15 protein-coding genes are annotated in these 17,630 nt (G+C 54.0%); 5 read left to right on the top strand and 10 right to left on the bottom strand.

Annotated features, from left to right (window positions below; translation table 11 throughout):
• Nucleotides 1–127 precede the first annotated feature (127 nt).
• The 5 genes from JFY74_15395 to JFY74_15375 all read right to left on the bottom strand — a co-directional run bounded on the left by JFY74_15395 (nt 128) and on the right by JFY74_15375 (nt 3,981).
• A complete protein-coding gene (locus tag JFY74_15395) occupies nt 128–550 on the bottom strand; it encodes a biopolymer transporter ExbD (GenBank protein ID QQG27467.1) in 423 nt (140 codons plus the stop codon).
• A gap of 14 nt (nt 551–564) precedes the next feature.
• Nucleotides 565–1,305, bottom strand: a complete 741-nt coding sequence (locus JFY74_15390; GenBank protein QQG27466.1) for a MotA/TolQ/ExbB proton channel family protein — start codon at nt 1,303–1,305, stop codon at nt 565–567.
• Nucleotides 1,306–1,383: 78 nt separating this feature from the next.
• A complete protein-coding gene (locus JFY74_15385; GenBank protein ID QQG27465.1) occupies nt 1,384–2,265 on the bottom strand; it encodes an energy transducer TonB in 882 nt (293 codons plus the stop codon).
• A 216-nt stretch (nt 2,266–2,481) separates the two neighbouring features.
• Nucleotides 2,482–3,435: a FecR family protein gene (locus JFY74_15380; protein QQG30556.1), complete on the bottom strand. Its 954-nt coding sequence runs from the start codon at nt 3,433–3,435 to the stop codon at nt 2,482–2,484.
• A 24-nt stretch (nt 3,436–3,459) separates the two neighbouring features.
• Nucleotides 3,460–3,981: a sigma-70 family RNA polymerase sigma factor gene (locus JFY74_15375; GenBank protein ID QQG27464.1), complete on the bottom strand. Its 522-nt coding sequence runs from the start codon at nt 3,979–3,981 to the stop codon at nt 3,460–3,462.
• 462 nt (nt 3,982–4,443) lie between these two features.
• Here JFY74_15375 and JFY74_15370 point away from each other — a divergent pair, with 462 nt between their 5' ends.
• Together JFY74_15370 and JFY74_15365 are read left to right on the top strand one after the other, a co-directional pair.
• Nucleotides 4,444–6,819 (top strand): TonB-dependent receptor, encoded by a 2,376-nt coding sequence (locus JFY74_15370; protein QQG27463.1) that lies wholly within the window; start codon nt 4,444–4,446, stop codon nt 6,817–6,819.
• 74 nt (nt 6,820–6,893) lie between these two features.
• Entirely contained in the window at nt 6,894–8,696 is a 1,803-nt protein-coding gene (locus JFY74_15365; GenBank protein ID QQG27462.1) for an ABC transporter ATP-binding protein/permease, read from the top strand.
• Nucleotides 8,697–8,788: 92 nt separating this feature from the next.
• Here the strand turns inward: JFY74_15365 and JFY74_15360 are convergent, their stop codons facing one another.
• The gene (locus JFY74_15360; protein ID QQG27461.1) at nt 8,789–9,160 is read right to left on the bottom strand and encodes a hypothetical protein; all 372 of its coding nucleotides are present in this window, start codon (nt 9,158–9,160) and stop codon (nt 8,789–8,791) included.
• Between the two features lie 147 nt (nt 9,161–9,307).
• On the bottom strand, nt 9,308–12,262 hold the full coding sequence (locus JFY74_15355; protein ID QQG27460.1) for an autotransporter domain-containing protein: 2,955 nt from the start codon (nt 12,260–12,262) through the stop codon (nt 9,308–9,310).
• A gap of 228 nt (nt 12,263–12,490) precedes the next feature.
• On the opposite strand from JFY74_15355, the gene JFY74_15350 reads away from it, so the two are divergent.
• From JFY74_15350 to JFY74_15340, 3 genes are all read left to right on the top strand, one after another.
• Nucleotides 12,491–12,718, top strand: coding sequence for a DUF1272 domain-containing protein (locus tag JFY74_15350; protein QQG27459.1), 228 nt, complete (start codon nt 12,491–12,493; stop codon nt 12,716–12,718).
• A gap of 164 nt (nt 12,719–12,882) precedes the next feature.
• Nucleotides 12,883–13,500, top strand: a complete 618-nt coding sequence (gene ypfH, locus JFY74_15345; protein ID QQG27458.1) for an esterase — start codon at nt 12,883–12,885, stop codon at nt 13,498–13,500.
• A gap of 370 nt (nt 13,501–13,870) precedes the next feature.
• Nucleotides 13,871–15,541 carry a Tar ligand binding domain-containing protein gene (locus JFY74_15340; protein QQG27457.1) on the top strand — a complete coding sequence of 557 codons (1,671 nt, stop codon included), beginning with the start codon at nt 13,871–13,873 and terminating at the stop codon, nt 15,539–15,541.
• Nucleotides 15,542–15,633: 92 nt separating this feature from the next.
• Here JFY74_15340 and JFY74_15335 read toward each other — a convergent pair whose 3' ends face one another.
• From JFY74_15335 to dapE, 3 genes are read right to left on the bottom strand one after another with little or no spacing between them, the layout of a single operon-like run.
• Nucleotides 15,634–15,828 carry a YpfN family protein gene (locus JFY74_15335; GenBank protein ID QQG27456.1) on the bottom strand — a complete coding sequence of 65 codons (195 nt, stop codon included), beginning with the start codon at nt 15,826–15,828 and terminating at the stop codon, nt 15,634–15,636.
• 2 nt (nt 15,829–15,830) lie between these two features.
• A complete protein-coding gene (locus JFY74_15330) occupies nt 15,831–16,505 on the bottom strand; it encodes a M15 family metallopeptidase (GenBank protein ID QQG27455.1) in 675 nt (224 codons plus the stop codon).
• Nucleotides 16,502–17,629: a succinyl-diaminopimelate desuccinylase gene (gene dapE, locus JFY74_15325; protein ID QQG27454.1), complete on the bottom strand. Its 1,128-nt coding sequence runs from the start codon at nt 17,627–17,629 to the stop codon at nt 16,502–16,504. The genes JFY74_15330 and dapE overlap by 4 nt, the downstream gene beginning before the upstream one ends.
• Nucleotide 17,630: the final 1 nt, after the last annotated feature.

The following is a 17,630-nucleotide window of genomic DNA, read 5'->3' as shown; positions in this document are numbered from 1 at the left end:
AAGAAAGAAAAGCGTCACCGTGCGACGAAACTTTTTTACGCAGGGGCTAGATGAGGGAGAGATGATAGGTTCTGGATGATGTGCCCTGATGCTGACAAGGCTGTAAGCATCAGGGAAAAAGAGGATATTAGGGCGTTTTGACGGGTTGCAGGACGAAATCAATCTTGCTCAGGCCGCGCTGTTGGGCGTTAGTCATGACATACGCGACCCGGCCATACTCGACGGCCTGATCGGCAAACAGCCGTATATTCGGGTGAGTGCCGTCGGCTGAGGCCGCATCGAGTTTGGCAATCAGTTGGGCATCATCAACCGCTTCTTTATTCCAGTTAATCTGCCCCGTCGCGGTAATCGCGATATCCACGGCCTGCGGATCTTTCTTGATTTTCTCGACGCTGGCGCGCGGCAGCTCCACTTTAACGGTGTGGTTAATGACCGGCAGGGTAATCATAAACACGATCAGCAGCACCAGCATGACGTCGATAAACGGTGTCATGTTGATGTCGTTAAGCAGCGCGTCTTCCTGACTTTCAAACGGGGATGACATACTCATGGCGGTGTTCCTCTTCAGGCGGAGCGTTCAACGGGGTGAGCCGCTTCATACCGCGTGGGGCTATTCAGGTCGCTAAGGCTGGTATCTACGCGCGCGCCCGTCAGCAGGTAAGCGTGGAGATCGTGTGCAAAGCGATTCATGGCATGCAGGACGATACGGTTGCGGCGGTTAATGGCGTTGAACCCTAATACGGCGGGAATCGCCACGAACAGGCCAAATGCCGTCATGATCAATGCTTCGCCGACCGGGCCAGCCACCTGCGCCAGATCGGGCTGGCCGATGGTGTTGATGGTTTGCAACGCGTGAAAAATCCCCCATACGGTGCCCAACAGGCCGATAAACGGTGCGGTGCTGCCGATAGAGGCCAGCGTTCCGAGGCCGGATTGCAGTTTCCCTGAGTTGGTGTCCAGCGTGTTGCTCAGGCCGCGTACCAGCCAGTCGCTGAGATCGACGTGTCCGCCCAGCGTGGAAGAGAATTTGTGCGGGTGTTTCAGCAGCGCATGTCCTTCGATCACCAGATCGCGGAACGGATTAAAACGCTGTTTGCCAAATTTCTCGACGCTTTCTTGCAGGCTGGTCGCCTGCCAAAAGGTATTGCGGCTGTATTGCACGCTCTTGTTCAATGCAAACAGCTGCCGTGCTTTGAGCAGCATGACCGTCCATGACAGCAGCGACATGATGAGCAGAATGATGGCTACCGAGTGAGTAACAAGATCGCCCTGCTGCCAAAAATGGTGGATATCTAACGTGTTCATGTGTGACCTCTTATGCAATAGCCTGATTCGGGCGTGTCGGCGAAACGGCGGATGCGCTATTTCAACGCGGATTCTTTCTTAATGAGTCAGCCGGAAATTGACTGGCTGAACCGTCATGACGGTAATGGCCTGTCCGTTTTCGCGGTAAGGCGTACAGCGCGCTTGCGCTACGGCGTCAATCGCGGCCTGATCGAGGGCGTCATAGCCGCTGCTGCGGGCAATGTCGTGCCGAATCAAGCGTCCCTCTGGGCTAATGACCAGACGAACCAGCACGTTGCCTTCCTGCTGGAGACGTTTGGCGCGGCGAGGGTAGTCAGGCTGCGGAACGACACAGCCGACGGAAGCGACCTGCTTGGGCTGTGCACCCGGACTGTTCTGCATCAGGTTGCCTTTGCTGGCGGTAGTCAGCGGGCCTGGTGTCGCTTCCGGCGCGGCGGGGGAAGGCTCCGGTGTAGAACGAGCCGCAGGCTGACGCTCGGCGATAGTTTTAGGTCGGACGGGCTGCGGTTTGACTACTGGCTTCACCGGCGGCTGGTGAACTTCTTTTTTGACCGTCGGGGGCGGCGTCTGCTGCTCCTCAACGATGGGCTTTTCAGGGACGGGTGCAATTTCACGTTCCCCCTGTTCTGATGTCAGCACGGGTGGTTCCGGCGACGGCTCGGGAATCGGTTCGGGTTCTGGCGCTTCAACCATCGTGGCCTGAATGCTGATGCTGGCTGCCGGATTAAGCAGATTGATCGGTGTGTATTCGGTGGTACGCGTGATGAGCAACGCGGCGACACCCGCATGGATCAGCGCGACCGTCAGAAAGCTGAGCGCGATCTTCCCCATTTCTCCCCGAACGGGGGCAGCCATCGTCACATTTCGCGACGGCTGTGCGGGGGCGACGTCACGCCGTGCGGCGGGAGCCGCGTCGACGCACGCGTTTAACGAAAGGTGTTGCACGGATGCCTGTTGCACATTTTCCTCTGCTGCTCTGGCTTACGGTGTCGGACGTTTCATCCAGTCCTGAACACGGAACTATGATGACCTCTATTAACGATGTGCAACGAGGCAGAAAAAGTGTCACCATGCGCGCGAAATTTTTTTGTGGCAACCGTCCTTGGTTGCCACCCTGACGGGCCGTCACGTCGTGACGTCAAAAAACGCTCCCGGCGTTTTTTTGTGGCTTACCGTTTATGTCGGTCTGGCGGCGCGGATATGTATCCAGTAATCGGTGGTATGCACAATTGCGATAGGCATGGTTTGCGCCAGCGAATCCAGCGTGTAGTTCAGATTATCGAGCGGGAAATTCCCGCTGACGCGCAGATCGGCGATAGCAGGATCCAGCCGGATGATGCCGGGGGTGTAATCACGTAGCGTACTGATGACGGAAGCCAACGAACGATCGCGTACTTCCAGCCGGCCGTGTAACCAGTCTGTTTCTGATTCCGGCGTAACGGCGACGTGATAGAGTGTGGAACGATCGAACCAGACACCCTGACCCGCGTGAAGGCGCAGGCTTTGTCCGGCGTGGTTGGTAATTTTGGCGATGTTGTCCAACACGCCGACATGGATACCACCGCTTTCATAACGCACGTTCACATTGGCCTGAAGGGCGACGATATCGCCCATACCAGTGGCGATCACGAAGGGGCGCTGCGTATCTGGCTGAATATTGGCGAAGATACCGCCGTTATGTAGCGCAACCTGGCGCACTGGCGTTTCTGGGTGCACATTGATATCGACAGCGGTACGCGCGTTCAACATGAGCATACTGCCGTCACTGAGTGGAACCTGTTGGCGCTGTGCCGTTGCGGTTTTTACGTCGGACAGAAGCGGTGACAGAGGGTAATGCTGATTAAACATCAGGCTGCTTAGCGACGCGACAGCCACCATCCCCAGCCCGTATTGCAGGACTTTCCGTCGGCCTGATGGTGCTAAGAGCGCCTGACGAATCGGCTCATGAGGCAGCGCGGCAAGCAGCGGCTGGAATTTCCCCAGCGTTCGCTCAATGCGTTGGCAGGCTCGCTCGTGCAGCGGGTTTTCGTATCGCCAGCGGCGGTACTCATCGTAATCGGTCTGGGTTGCTTCACCGGAGCGCAGCAGCACCATCCATTCAATTGCCTCTTCGGCAATCGGGTCGTCCATGTGTCGTCTTGCCATGCGGTTCACCTATAAGTCACTGCTGTCCTGCGTGGCCAGATAGCAGTTGGTCAGCGCTTTGGCGATATACTTCCTCACCATGCTGGCGGAGACATCGAGCTGTACGGCAATGTCGGCATAGGTCATGCCGTCAAGCTGGCTGAACAGAAAGGCCTGTCGTGCTTTGATGGATAGCCCATCCAGCGCCTGATCGATTGTGAGCAGCGCTTCCATCAAAAGCTGTTGCTCTTCCGGCGACGGATGGTGAAATTCAGGTTTACTTGCCAGCGCCGTGAGATAGGATTTTTCCAGATCGCGACGACGCCAGTTTTCATACAGTACGCGTTTGGCGAGCGTAGTGAGCATCGCACGCGGTTCTTGTACGTTGGCGAGATTCGGCAGAGACGCTAAACGTAAAAATGCCTCAGAGGCGACATCTTCCGCTTCACAGCCGTAGGCAATACGGCGGCGTAATTTTTCCGTTAGCCAGCGATAATCGCTGCGAAATATCAGCGACAGTAAGTCGGGTTTTTTAACAGCCTCTGTGTACATGGGCATCCTTAAATAGCGTAAATCACAACAATGCTTGAGCCGGGATACCCCAGGGCCGCAGAACAAAAGGAACGATGCGTCCTGTGCTGTTTTTAAGTCAAAATTTGCAGGAGCCAAACCACGTTTTTTTTCTATGGTTAGTTAGAAATGTTCTGTTGCTGATTGGAATGGGGAAATCGCTATTTCTGGGGGGCTTCGTGTTAGCGCTTCATTTTATGCCACTGCCTTAGAAGAGAGAGACGGGGAGCGTGATATGAGGCAAGTAAACTAGGCTGGCAATAAGCTGATTTCTTTTTTATTTAAAAATCACAAATAAAATTTTTATAAAATCAATCTCTTATATTGGTTTGAGAAATAATTACGGGAAAAAATGACTTCCTGCTGTCACTTTTTCATCGTCATTGCACAAATCATACGAAGACCAATAAAAACTGATTTGTTGAAGCAATTGACGAGGGAAAAATGAAAAAACGTAATGCTGCCTCTCCCGCTCTGGGGTTAAGTTTTAAGAAACGCTTATTTTTCACGAATATGCTGGCGATTCATTCTGCGCTATTCATGGGGGCGACGGCCGTTCCTGTTAGCGTCTACGCCGCCGGTGAAAATGACACGATCGCTTTTGCTATTCCGGCGGGCGATCTGCAAAAAGGCTTATTGGCTATCGCCAACCAAAGCAAACAAACGCTCTCTTTTAATCCTGCGCTGGTGGCGAATTACCAGAGTGCCGCGCTGAATGGTAATTATTCGACGCGCCAGGCGATTCTGAGTTTATTACAAGGCACGCCTTTATTACTGACGACGACGGACAATGGCACGCTGACCATTGTTTCTTCTCGTGCCAATGATGCAGAAGTGGCGCAGGCCAGCGACAAAACGCTGCCCGCGATTACGGTCAGTGCGGGGAGTGAAGATGAAACAGTATTGAACCCCAGCACGTCGTCTTCGGCATTACGCACCAGTACATCGTTGCAGCAAACGGCGCAGTCGGTGCAAGTGATCAGTAATAAGCTGATTAACGCCCGTCAGGCAACGTCGCTGGAAGATGCGTTAAAAAACTCAGGTAGCGTGGTCACCATTCAGTCAAACCGTGGCACGCCTACGTACTGGATGCGCGGCTATGCTGTGACGTCCGGTGCGACGGATGGCTTGTCGGGATCCAGCAATGCGGGTATCGGCCAGGGGACGGCGATTGAAGGCATCGAACGGGTAGAAGTGCTGAAAGGGCCGCAGTCGGTGCTGGCGGGGAGCAGTTCCGCCGCAGGGACGATTAACGTCGTGCGTAAAAAGCCGGTCACAGAGCCATTGCATGTTCTCAAGGTAGAAGCGGCGCGTTACGGAGAATTCAAAACGGCTATCGATCTGGGCGGCGCGATTACGGATGACAAATCGCTTAGCTACCGTTTGAACGCCTCAACCATGAAATCTCAGCATTCCTTTCCTGATTACAACGGCAACCACGGCGATTATTTAGCCCCCGCCTTGACCTGGCAGAATGACAAGACGCGGATCACGGTTGGCGCAGAAGTGAATCAGGCGCGTAAGTCGGGGCCAGCCGGGACGATTTACGCCAACGGGAGAATACAGAAGCTGCCGGAATATCGTCTGGGCGATAAAGACGATCATAACAAGACAAAAACGACGAATGCGTATTATGAGCTGGAGCAAAAGCTCGTCGGCGATTGGACGTTCAATAGCAAAGCCGGTTTTCAGAGCGCCGCGTCTCAGATGAAGATGAACGAAACGCTGCTGATTGCCGCTAATGGCGACAAAACCAGCCACCCGCTGGCTTATAAATCCACCAATCAGACGTGGAGCCAACAAAATGACATTCGGGGGAAAATCGAAACTGGGCCAGTCACCCAGACGCTGCTATTCGGTCATGACTATAAGCATGAACGTTATGCCAGCTATGACGGCAATTTCATCCTGATGACTAATGGCAATGTCTATAACCCGGATTCATTAGTGTTCCCCGGCATCGGTGAACCGAACAGCCGGACGTATACCTCCAAACTGATTCAAAGCGGTTTCTTGTTCCAGGATCAGATTGACGTCTTTGACCGCCTGCATTTCCAACTGGCCGTTAAACGTTCGACATGGGACAACAGCTATCTGGTGGGATCGCGTGCCTCGACGTATACCGCGACCAAATGGATCCCCAACTATGGCGTCAGCTTCGATATCACACCGGACGTGACGATTTACGCCAACTTGCTGAATAGCTTTAGCGGCAGTGCGCAGGTCTCGCGCTCTGGTGTCCAGCTTCCGCCAACAACGGGGCAGTCTAAAGAGGCCGGGCTGAAATTCAACCTGCTCGACGATAACCTGACGCTGACGACAGCCGTATTCAGCATTGAGCAAAAAAACCTGACGGTAACGGATAGTAGTGGTTTCCCGATTGCAACAACGGGACGCAAAAGTGAAGGTTTTGACGTGGATCTGAACGGCTCTTTGCTGCCGGGATGGGACGTCACGGCCAGCTATACCTATTCGGATAACAAGGATCCTACCACCGTTCGCAGCACGATTACGCCGCGCCACTCTGGAAACGTGTGGACGTCTTATGAAGTGCAGTCTGGGCGCTATCAGGGGGCGGGTGCCTCAGTCGGTATCAGCGGTTCATCGAAAACGCAGAACGGTCCGAGCAATAACGCCTTCAGTATCGGCAGCTCGGCGTCAACCGATGCATCGGTGTTCTATCGCCAGCCTGACTGGTCGCTGACGCTAGGGGTTAATAACGTCTTCGATCGCGATATCTACTACACCAGCACCACGCCACTGTATATCGGGGTGAAGGAAGGGCGGACGTGGCGTCTCACCGGGACGTATTCGTTTTGATCATCCGTTCGACCAATCCGTTCGACAAATGACGAGAACGGTCATTCACACGAATCAGCAGGTAGAAACGGCGCATGAACGCAAGTGAGACGAGTACGACAAGACCGGGCATCGGTCAGATTCTGATGCCCTATTGGCAGACGCCGGAGAAGTATCTGGCGCTGTTTATTCTGGTGGTGATTATTAGCATCAATTTGGGTACGGCCTACATCAGCGTGGAGGCGAACCGTATATCGGGGAAATTCACCGACGCGCTGATTGGGCTGGATTGGGAGCAAATAAAGCCACTGTTTATCTTCAGTTTCATCCTCGGTTTGAGTGCCATGATGCTGAGATGGGTAAACGTACTCGGTCAAGGCTATCTGGCGTTGCGCTGGCGTACCTGGATGACGCTCCACTATATCCGGCGCTGGACGGGGACATCGGCTTATTACGAAATAGAAAGGGACGGTGCGCTGTCGAATATCGATCAGCGTATTGCCGATGACGTTAATGAGCTGGTGTCCGCCTCGCTGAATTTTTTCCTCAGTCTTATCTCGGTCGTCATCAGTACCGTAACGTACACGGCACTGCTGTGGTCGGTGTCTGGGGTGCTGCGCTTCTCGTTTATGGGCAGCGACTGGGCGATATCCGGCTATATGGTCTATGCCCTTTATATCGAATACTTTCTCCAGATTTTGCTGTCGCACTGGCTCGGTAAGGCTTTGATCAAGCTGAACATGAACCAGCAGAATGCGGAAGGTGACTTCCGCTTTCTGGGCGTTCAATTACGTGAAAATGCCGAACAGATTGCTTTCTATCAGGGAGGGCCGCGCGAAGGCGAACGGCTTGCCCAGCGGTTTGCGCGCGTGCGTGACAATGCGCTGTCCGTGCTGCTGCGCGGCTTCAAGGTGTCGTTTGGTCAGAGCCTGTTTAGCCATTTCCTTTCACCGTTACCGACGCTACTGGCGCTGCCGCAGCTATTGCGTGGAGAGATCTCCTTTGGTGATTTGACGCGAATTCAGATGGCTTACGGCTCTCTTGGTGCGACGCTGAGCTATTTTATGCAGGCGTATCAGGCCTTCACGCGCTGGCTGGCGTTGACCAAACGTTTACAGGATATGGAAGAAGCGCTGAATAAAAGCGAACAGTCGCCATCGCCTATTCGGGTGACGGAACACGATGGATCTGAATTTTCCTGTCAGGGTTTACGGCTGCTCACGCCGGATGGTCGTGCGCTGACGGCATTATACGACTGGCAGGTTTTACCCGGCGAACGCTGGATGATTAACGGCGCGTCCGGCGTGGGTAAGAGCACGTTGCTGCGCGCCTGTGCCGGGCTATGGCATCACGGTAGCGGGGCGATTACGCGTCCTCGCCGCTGCCGCTCTCTGTTTTTACCGCAAAAAAGCTACCTTCCAACGGGATCGCTGAAAGCCGCGCTGTGCTACCCCGCTAACGAGCAGGACTTCACTGACGAGCAGTGTCGTCAGGTACTGATTGACAGTGAATTACCGGACATGGCCTCGCAACTGAATGTCGAAGATCGCTGGCAGCAGCGGTTATCCGGCGGCGAGCTGCAGCGAGTGGCGGTCGCCCGGACATTGCTGCATCGTCCCGACTTTCTTTTCCTGGATGAAGCGACGAGCGCGCTCGATCTTGAGACCGAGCAGCGGGTTTATCAGGCATTGGTCACTGGCTTGCCGGACAGCGCCATTATCAGCGTCGCGCATCGGGAAGCGCTGGCCGCCTTGCATACTCATCACCTGCATCTGACACCGTTAGCTGAAAGTGATAATCATGATGAATGGGAAACGCAAACAGGCTATGACGCGGCGCAGCATCAACGTGCTGATAGGGGTTTTGGCGAGCGTGGCCTTGCCGGGCGTGGCGAGTGATATTTTTAGGGCCCCCTGTCCGATCGGTTAATGCCTATGGTTTATCCACATGGTTACAGGATGCCCGATCGGCGTACCCAATAGGGATTGGATTACTGCGTCTCCAAGAGTCGGAAAACCAGAGGCACTTTCTTCTGTTTATCCGGGTAATCGGCAATGAGTGTGAGGTCGGTTTTTTTCTTTCCAGACCATAACTGGCAATCGACTCTCTTTCGCAGAGGGTCGGTGTCAATCTCGTAACTGCACAGGGGTATCCTGCCCGTTTTATCAGCGGTAAAGGCAACGTCATAAGGTGGAAGTGTCAAATCTGCCAGATTTTCTTGCGCACTATCCAGTTCTTCAAGAATCTCTTCGTAAATCGTGGGGCTTACGCCAAAAGCGAATAGAGCAACGGGATCGCCATGTTGAATGCCCCTCAACAGCTCGCCCACGAGCTGATAAATTTCATCTCTTTCACGTGTCATCTCGCTCTTCCTTATCTTACCCAGATCATCACACTTTACATTCTCGGGGGCGACCTACGAATTTTTGCAGCACATTATCAAAAAACCAAGCGGCATTCTTCCCCTCAAAAAGACGCCGACGCATGATGCCATCGGCGTCATGCGTTATCAGAAGGAAACGTCGACGCCGCCGCGCAGCACTTCTTCGTTACCACGATCGGCAAAGTGTTTGTCAGCACGCAGGAAGAAACGGGCATCCGCCGCTTTACCAACGTCCAGTCTCACGCCCGCCCACTGCGAATCTTTGTCCAGTCGAATGCCCGGAATATCGAGGCGTTCTCCTTCGCGGCCCAGTCCGCTCCAGCGGGCGGAGACATCAAGCGATGGGTTGGTGAACGCATGCTGATACTCGCCGCTCACGCCGACGCTGCTCCACCATCCCTGATTCCATTGCAGCAGGGCGCGCAGGTTAAGCCCTGTCAGGCCTACGGTACGGGAATAATCGTTGCCTTCGCCTGTCAGACCCAATGCGCTGCCGGTATCCGTAAAACCTCCAGTGGACAGGTAGCTGTACTTGAGTCCTGCATAGGGTTGTATGCTAAAGATATCGTTGAGCGCCAACGCGTAGCCGGTTTTGAGCAGGCTCTGCCAGCTATCGCTTGAGGTGCTGCTGGAAACGGCTTCGACATTGTTCAGCAGGATAGAGCGCTTCAGCTTATCGCGGCCGTGCTGATAGCTCAGGTTGCCCTGAACGTACCATTCTGGCGTGAGGTTATAGCGCGCATAGGTCATCACCCCGTGCAGTTCATTCTCACTGCTGCCGCCGCTACCGTCGTAGTCTGCTTTGATCTGGCTGTTGGTATAGGCAATCCCAGCGCGCAGCCCCGGCGTGTTGAAGTCGGTGTCCGTACCGATGGCGGTCAGGGTGATATCGTAATGGCTGCCCAGATAGCCTGATTGATTCAGGTCGCCGCGCAGCTTGCCGGTTTCAATCCACAGCCCGTAGTTTTTCCCGCTTCCTAACAGATCCAGTCGGTTGTTCAGGAGCTGGTTCTGATAATCCAGACTGTTAAACAAAATGGCGTTGCTGGAGGCGTGTGCCTGACCGGATAGCGAATCCAGCGCGGTAGCGGCGGCACTCGCGCTGCCTAACTGCTGGAAGGCGGCAGCTTTCGCCAGCAAACTGGATTGCTGCTCGTTGGTTGAGGACAAAGTTGACCAACGGTCGGCAACCTGTAGCGCCGATTCGATATTGGCAGCGGTCTGCAATTGTGCGGCGCTGTGCAAGCCGCTGCTGGTGGCTGCCTCTACGGTGTTCAGGCGGCTGAATGCGCCTGTGACATCGTTGCTGCCATAAGTCAGGTTCCCCGTCAGGAACAGCCCGAGATCGGTAGTGCGAAACGCGCCGCTGATACCCTGATTGCTGTGCAGCAGTGTTTCCTGCGTTTGGACGATGTAGGTATTGCTGGGCAGGCCAACGCGCAATGTGCCATCCAGTGCTGCACTGCCTTCCACGGTGAACGGATTCGCTAGCGTTACGCTCAGCAGGCCGTTGCTGCCCTGAGTGTAATTGCCGGCGACGGTCAGCCCGCCGTCTGCGGTAGTGGCAACAAGACCCGTGTTACTCACATTACCGCCAATGCGGCCTTTTCCTGCCAACGTGCCGGAGCCGGATACGCTGGCGTTGCCCGCAATGGAGCCGTCAACGTACAGGCTGTTAGCGGTGATTTGCGTATCGCCTTTATAGGTGTTGTTGCCAGTCAAATGCAGAACGCCTCCCGCATTGCTGGCACCGTTAACGATCAGGCCGTAATCGCCGCTGATATCGTTAGCGAACGTATAGTCGCCTGCGGTTAAACGCGCGGTGAAGTTATCGGCATAAAACATGGCCGGGCCTTTTACCGCTTTTTCGACGTTCAGATCGCCCCAGCCAAAGGTATCGTTATAAGGGCGTCCGTTGGCGGTGTCGGCTACCGAAATATAGGCCGGATGGAAAACACTTCCTGTGACGTTGCCGTCGCTGTCTCGGATGATTTCGTAGTAAGAATTCTCTGCGTCGTAGCGAGTATACCCATCGGTGTGGTAGGTCGCGGTAGTGAGCAACGTCTGTTGCAGGTTATATCCGGTCATCCACGGGTAGACGGCCTGTACCCGCGAAGCACCGCCTGCAACGCGTGGAGCCGCGAAGGAGGTACCGTGAGCTCGTTCTGAAGAACTGCTGTCCGAAACGGGATAATCAACATAGCCTGGCGCACTCATGCAATAGGCGGCAGCATTGCCACACTTATCAAAAAGATAAAGTTCAGCAGGGCGTTCAGTGCCTTCCTGCCCGACCCATTCGGGGATGTAGCCCGTAACGGCCAAAATGCCTTTTTGCAGCGAGGTCTCGCCAAAAATCAGTGGGATCTGGACATTGGGTGACGGCGTGGAGGTGGCATTGTTCCCCGTGGCGACAATGCTTAGCGCTTCCGCATCGACGATGCTTTTCAATTCGTTACGGATTAAAAGATAGCCAAAATTGTTTCTGGCGTTGCCCAGTTGTTCGGCGGTTGTCAGACGCTCATCGTTCGCATAGGACATGTTGATGATTTTCACGCCTGAATTGAGCAGCCAATTCACGGCGGAGGTAGTGTTTTGATAGTCAAAGCGGTTGTTCAACGATGTTTGCGCAATATAGAGTTCGCTGTCCGGTGCGACGCCTCCCGCATAGCTTTCCGTCGCCAGACCTGCCAGCGCCAGTGCCACCAGTGTGCCGTGGCCGTTAACGCCCTGATTATCGTTAAGCTGTGAACCGCCGACAAAAGAGGTGAAATGGAGATTGCTGTAATTAAATTCTGGGCGAGCCGCTTCCAGCCCGGAATCAATAATCCCGACTTTAACGGCGGATGCTGTCGGCGTTTCCGGCGTCGTAGGTGTGGTTGGCGTAGTCGGCGTAGTCGGTGTCGTTGTGGGCGGCGATGTTGGCGCGACGCTGGCGGTTTCACCGCCGCCACCTCCACCACTGCCGCAGCCTGCCAACATCAGCAATGCGAGACTGATATTGGCCGCGATGATTGATTGCCTGAATACGTGATTTTTTAATGAAACGGTTCTTTTTAATGAGAATCGCCGCGCTGCTGTCATTTTATTTTCCCTGTATTTTTAGAACATGGAACCGCCTCCCAAAGAAACAGGGATTTGGAAAGCCAATTGCCGCTAATGAGAGGCGTTATTCTGGTGAATAAACGTTATTTGCATGAAGGGCAGTTTCTGGTAGAAAAGAACTTCATTCCCCTTCACTGATCTTTGTGCAATAACCACAGGAAAGTGACAGCGAGAAACCCATTATTTTTGCTGAGTCAGGATAAGCCGATGCTGGAATTACGCCCTAACTGTGAGCACTGCGATTGTGATTTGCCGCCGGATGCAGAAACGTATATCTGTTCCTATGAGTGTACGTTCTGTCCTGACTGTGCGGATTCCGTCTTTCACCACGCCTGCCCGAACTGCGGCGGAGAACTGGTTAAACGGCCGGTACGCCCAGCTCGCTGCCTAGCGAACGATCCGGCCTCAACGATCCGGATTATCAAACCGCACTGACAGGGAGGGGCGAGCATCCCTGTCTGTCGTTGCAAAAAATGGAACATCTCGTTCAGTAATTCCCGATTTCTCCTGTTAGTGCACGGCGTATAGTGAGGATTAACCGTACCTTATGACGAATATCGGCAGGTGACGCCTTCGGCGCATGCCTTCAGGAGAGAAACGTGAGTCAAGATTATGTTGTTGTTCAGCAGCCTTCGGAAGCAAATCGGTTAATCCTGCTGTTTCATGGCGTGGGCGATACCGCCGCGGGTATGGCACAGATTGGGCGCTATTTTGCCGCCGCATTGCCGCAGGCGATGGTGGTCAGCATTGCTGGACCGTTCAGCAGCGGCTATGGCGACGGGCGACAGTGGTTTTCTGTTCAGGGAATCACGGAAGAGAATCGTATCTCCCGCATTGAAGCAAACCTGCCGCGCTTTGTTGATACCGTACGCCACTGGCAGGTGCAAAGCAGTATGAGTGCGGAACACACCGTGCTGGTGGGCTTCTCGCAGGGCAGTATTATGTCGCTGGAGGCGTTGAAGTCTGAATCCTCGCTGGCTGGGCACATTATCGCGTTCAGCGGCCGCTTTGCGGTATTGCCAGAAAAGGCATTTGCCGATGTCTCGGTACACCTGATTCACGGTGAAGCGGACGGCGTGATTGTGGTTGGACATGCTCACGCTGCCGCTCAGCGCTTTCAGGAACTGGGGACGTCGTTTACGTTGGATGTTGCTCCCGCTGTCGGACACGGCATTGATGAGCGGATGTTGAAACAGGCGTTGTCTTACCTCAAATAAAAATCTATCCCGCTATACCCGCCATACTTCAAGCTGCGTGTGCGTTGGTTCCCTTAAATGCCCAGTTCTTTATGGGCTGGCTTTAAAGGATCAACGCCTTGCGCTGTTCAACCCGTTCACGCTTTATCATTTCACTCGAATGACTTAATCTTTATTCCATCAAATTATCTTATTGCTCATTCTTTCACTTCTCTATTCAAAATGGAGACTCTATTTTTAGAAATGAGATTTTATCCATATTAAAAATAATATAGTCCATATTGGGATGTTAAATAATATAGGCAATGTTTTTATTTGTGTTGAGTGTTCAATATTTATCTTATTTTTTCAGATATAAATATCACATCCTTATGGAAAAAGAGGGTGTGCCATGTTTAAGCGTATTAAAGTCATTACCATCCTTGTTATCTTATTGTTTGTTTTGGGGATATCTCAATTCTTAACCGGTGCGCTATCCGTTCGCGCACTGATTAACGACAGAGAGGGATTCCTTGTCTCCCAACGCTCTAACCAGAATGTAGCTGCCTTTACCGATGCATGGATTATGATGAATCAGACGCGCATCGCTATCGGTTCTATTATACAAAACATGATGATGGGGAATGCGGATAAAGAGGCTATGCAGGCTCTTTTACAGCAAGCAAAATCGCAATTGGCCGCCTCAGAGAGTAGTTATAAACACTATTTGTCTCTGCCTAATACGCCTGGGCTGGATGAAGCGTTATCCAAAAAGCTTGAGGCGAGCTATACCGCTTACGACAAGCTACTGAATGATATCGTTGATTCGCTTTCCGGTGGGTTAGCGGGGGCGGCGATGAAATTAAGTAGCGGTGCGACGCCGCTGAACGTGGCTATGCAGGACGCCTATATTACGTGGCGAGCGGCGCAAAACCAGCTGTCAGATGACGGGCTACAGGAAAATCACGCGGCATTTGAAACGATGCTGTGGCTTCTGGGGGCACTCTCTGTGGTTGTCGTGCTGGTGATTATCCTCAGTTGGATCGGGTTGCAGCGTATTCTTTTGCATCCGCTGCGTACGCTCATGCGGCATATCAGCGCGATTGCTGAGGGCAATCTGACACATCCTATCGATGCGACCGGTCGTAACGAGATGAGCCAGCTTGCGGCAGGGCTACATCATATGCAGCAGTCATTAATCCGCACCGTCAGTCTGGTGCGCGACAGTTCCCACTCCATCCACGCTGGGGCCAGTGAAATTTCGGTGGGCAGTAACGATCTGTCTTCGCGCACGGAGCAACAGGCGGCATCGCTACAGGAAACGGCGGCTAGCATGGAGCAACTGACCTCAACGGTGAAGCAGAACTCAGACAACGCGCGTCAGGCTACGCTGCTGGCAAAAAATGCGTCGGAAACAGCCAATAAAGGCGGCACTGTCGTCGATAATGTTGTGAAAACGATGAATGAGATAGCCGACAGTTCACAAAAAATCGCCCACATCACCAGCGTGATTGATAGCATCGCCTTCCAAACCAATATTCTGGCGCTGAATGCGGCGGTAGAAGCGGCGCGTGCCGGGGAGCAAGGGCGAGGCTTTGCCGTGGTGGCGGGCGAAGTACGAACGCTGGCGCAGCGCAGTGCTCAGGCTGCCAAAGAGATCAAAACGCTGATTGATGATTCAGTGAGCCGCGCCAATACAGGGTCTTTGCAGGTGAAAGACGCGGGTGACACGATGAAAGAAATCGTCGGGGCCGTGAGCCGAGTGACGGATATCATGGGGGAAATCGCGTCGGCATCCGATGAGCAAAGCCGAGGGATCGATCAGGTTGGGCAGGCGGTCAATGAAATGGATCGCGTCACTCAGCAAAACGCCTCGTTGGTGGAGGAATCCGCGTCTGCTGCGGCGGCATTGGAAGAGCAGGCCAGATATTTACAGAACGCGGTAGCGGTGTTCAAGATTGACCAGGCCGCAGCGCGGGAACATCGTGCCGAGAGCGCACCTTCTCTTGCTGCATTACCAAAATCATTGTTACCTAAACCCGCTCATGCCGGGTCATCGAATGCGAATTGGGAAACGTTTTAGCAGACGTGAGCGTTTTAACGGAAGGGTAAACATCCAAACCGCCTGCCGCGCGGGGCTTAGCTCGCGCGCAGGCGGTTTGGCGATGATAGGTGTCAGGGTTTTTTCTTCGGCCAGTCTTCGTCTTCTTCCTTGTCCCACTTGTCGTTGTTGTCACGATGCGGGGGCAATTTCGGTTTGTTGAGCAGAAAACGCGTATGGTCAACGTTGCGCAATTCTTTGATGCCGTTAATCAGCATGCCTATCAGGACAATCAAAATTATCCACCAGTAATCAGCCAGCCATGCCATGGTTACGCCTCATCAACATTATGAATATAACGGGTAAACAGCTGCGGCAAGTTCTGGTAAAGCCAGTGGTAGCCTGCAATGTCTTCATTTTGCCAGGCGGCAAGAATGAGGTCGGGTGTCAGCTGTTCTTCCGCATACTGTGCTAGTGGATAATAGCTGATATGCCAGAGTTCGGCTGCGACACCGCCGAGATCGTGCGCATAAGGCCGATAAAAACCGTATTCATGCATGTGTGCACTCAGCCACGCGTTCAGTGCGGCAAAGTAACCGCCTTCTTCATATTCCCACGGCGCCAACTGGAGCGAACGGCCTGCGGGTAATAAATCGGGATCGTAGATATCGAGATCGCTGCCCCAATGGTGGCGGCTGGAACCGGGCATGGCGGACCAGCGCAGAATCGCTTCACAGCGCTCGCCTTCCTCCAGAGATAACACGTCCAGCGGCTGGCTGTTGGCATCCATAACAGGGCGCTCGCCGCGAAATTTGCCATTCCAGATCTGACGCTGGCGCTCGAAATCACGAAACGTACTGGCAGGCTGTAGGTTAAATCCCGCCGTTTTTGCCGCCTGCTGTAGCGCCAGAAACGCGGTTACCGCCTCCGGCTGAAGACGATGGTGGCCGTGTAAAGCGACCAGATGCTGGTCGCTTTTACCGGTTAACGTAGCTGGCGTCATCATGCGATGAGCTGCTCCATAATGCGCTGATACATGCGGCTCAGTAGCTGTAGGTCTGCTGCGCTGACGCATTCATCGACTTTGTGAATCGTGGCATTAACGGGCCCCAGTTCAACGACCTGCGCGCCCATGCGAGCGATGAAACGGCCATCGGAGGTGCCGCCAGTGGTCAGCAGCTCTGGGGTGACCTCGTTGTAATGTTTGACGGCATTCACCACGGCATCGACCAGATCGCCGCGTGCGGTGAGGAATGGCTGGCCGGAGAGCGTCCAGTCGATGGTGTAATTAAGCTGGTGGCGATCCAGTAATTCAGCCACACGCTGCTGGATTAAGACATCCGTCAATTCGGTGCTGAAACGGAAATTGAACTGCACAGACAGCTCGCCGGGGATGACGTTATTGCTGCCAGTGCCTGCCTGAATATTGGCGATTTGCATGGTGGTTGGCGGGAAGAAGGCGTTACCCTGATCCCACTCGGTTGCGATCAGTTCGTTAAGCGCCGGAGCTGCACGGTGAACAGGGTTGTCTGCCAGATGAGGATAGGCAACGTGCCCTTGCACGCCGTGTACGCGCAGATTCGCGGTGATAGAACCACGACGGCCGTTTTTTACCACATCGCCCACAACATGCGTACTGGACGGCTCGCCGACCAGACAGTAGTCCAGCCGCTCGTTGCGTGCCATCAGCGCCTCAACCACTTTTACGGTGCCGTTAACGGCGCTGGCTTCTTCGTCCGAGGTAATCAGGAACGCCAGACGCCCTTGATGATTAGGATGGGCGGCGACAAAGCGCTCGGCGGCAATCACCATCGCAGCCAGTGAAGCTTTCATGTCCGCCGCGCCGCGACCGTACAGCATGCCGTCACGAATGATGGGTTCAAACGGTGGATGCTGCCAGTGGCTTTCATCACCGCTGGGAACCACATCGGTGTGTCCGGCGAAGGCCAGCGTTTTCCCTGTGCCGCGCCATGCCCAGAAATTCTGGGTATCGCCAAAATCCATCGCTTCGACGGTAAAGCCAATCGCCGTCAGGCGTTCAATCATGAGCGCCTGGCAACCCTCGTCATTCGGGCTGAGGGAGGGGCGTTTAATTAACTGTTGAGCGAGTTCTATGACTGGGCAAGACACG

The sequence above is a fragment of the Pectobacterium carotovorum genome, from assembly GCA_016415585.1.
GTDB classification, from domain to species: domain Bacteria; phylum Pseudomonadota; class Gammaproteobacteria; order Enterobacterales; family Enterobacteriaceae; genus Pectobacterium; species Pectobacterium carotovorum_K.
Note: the sequence above shows the minus strand (reverse complement) of the source record. Positions and strands in the feature narration are given on the sequence as shown.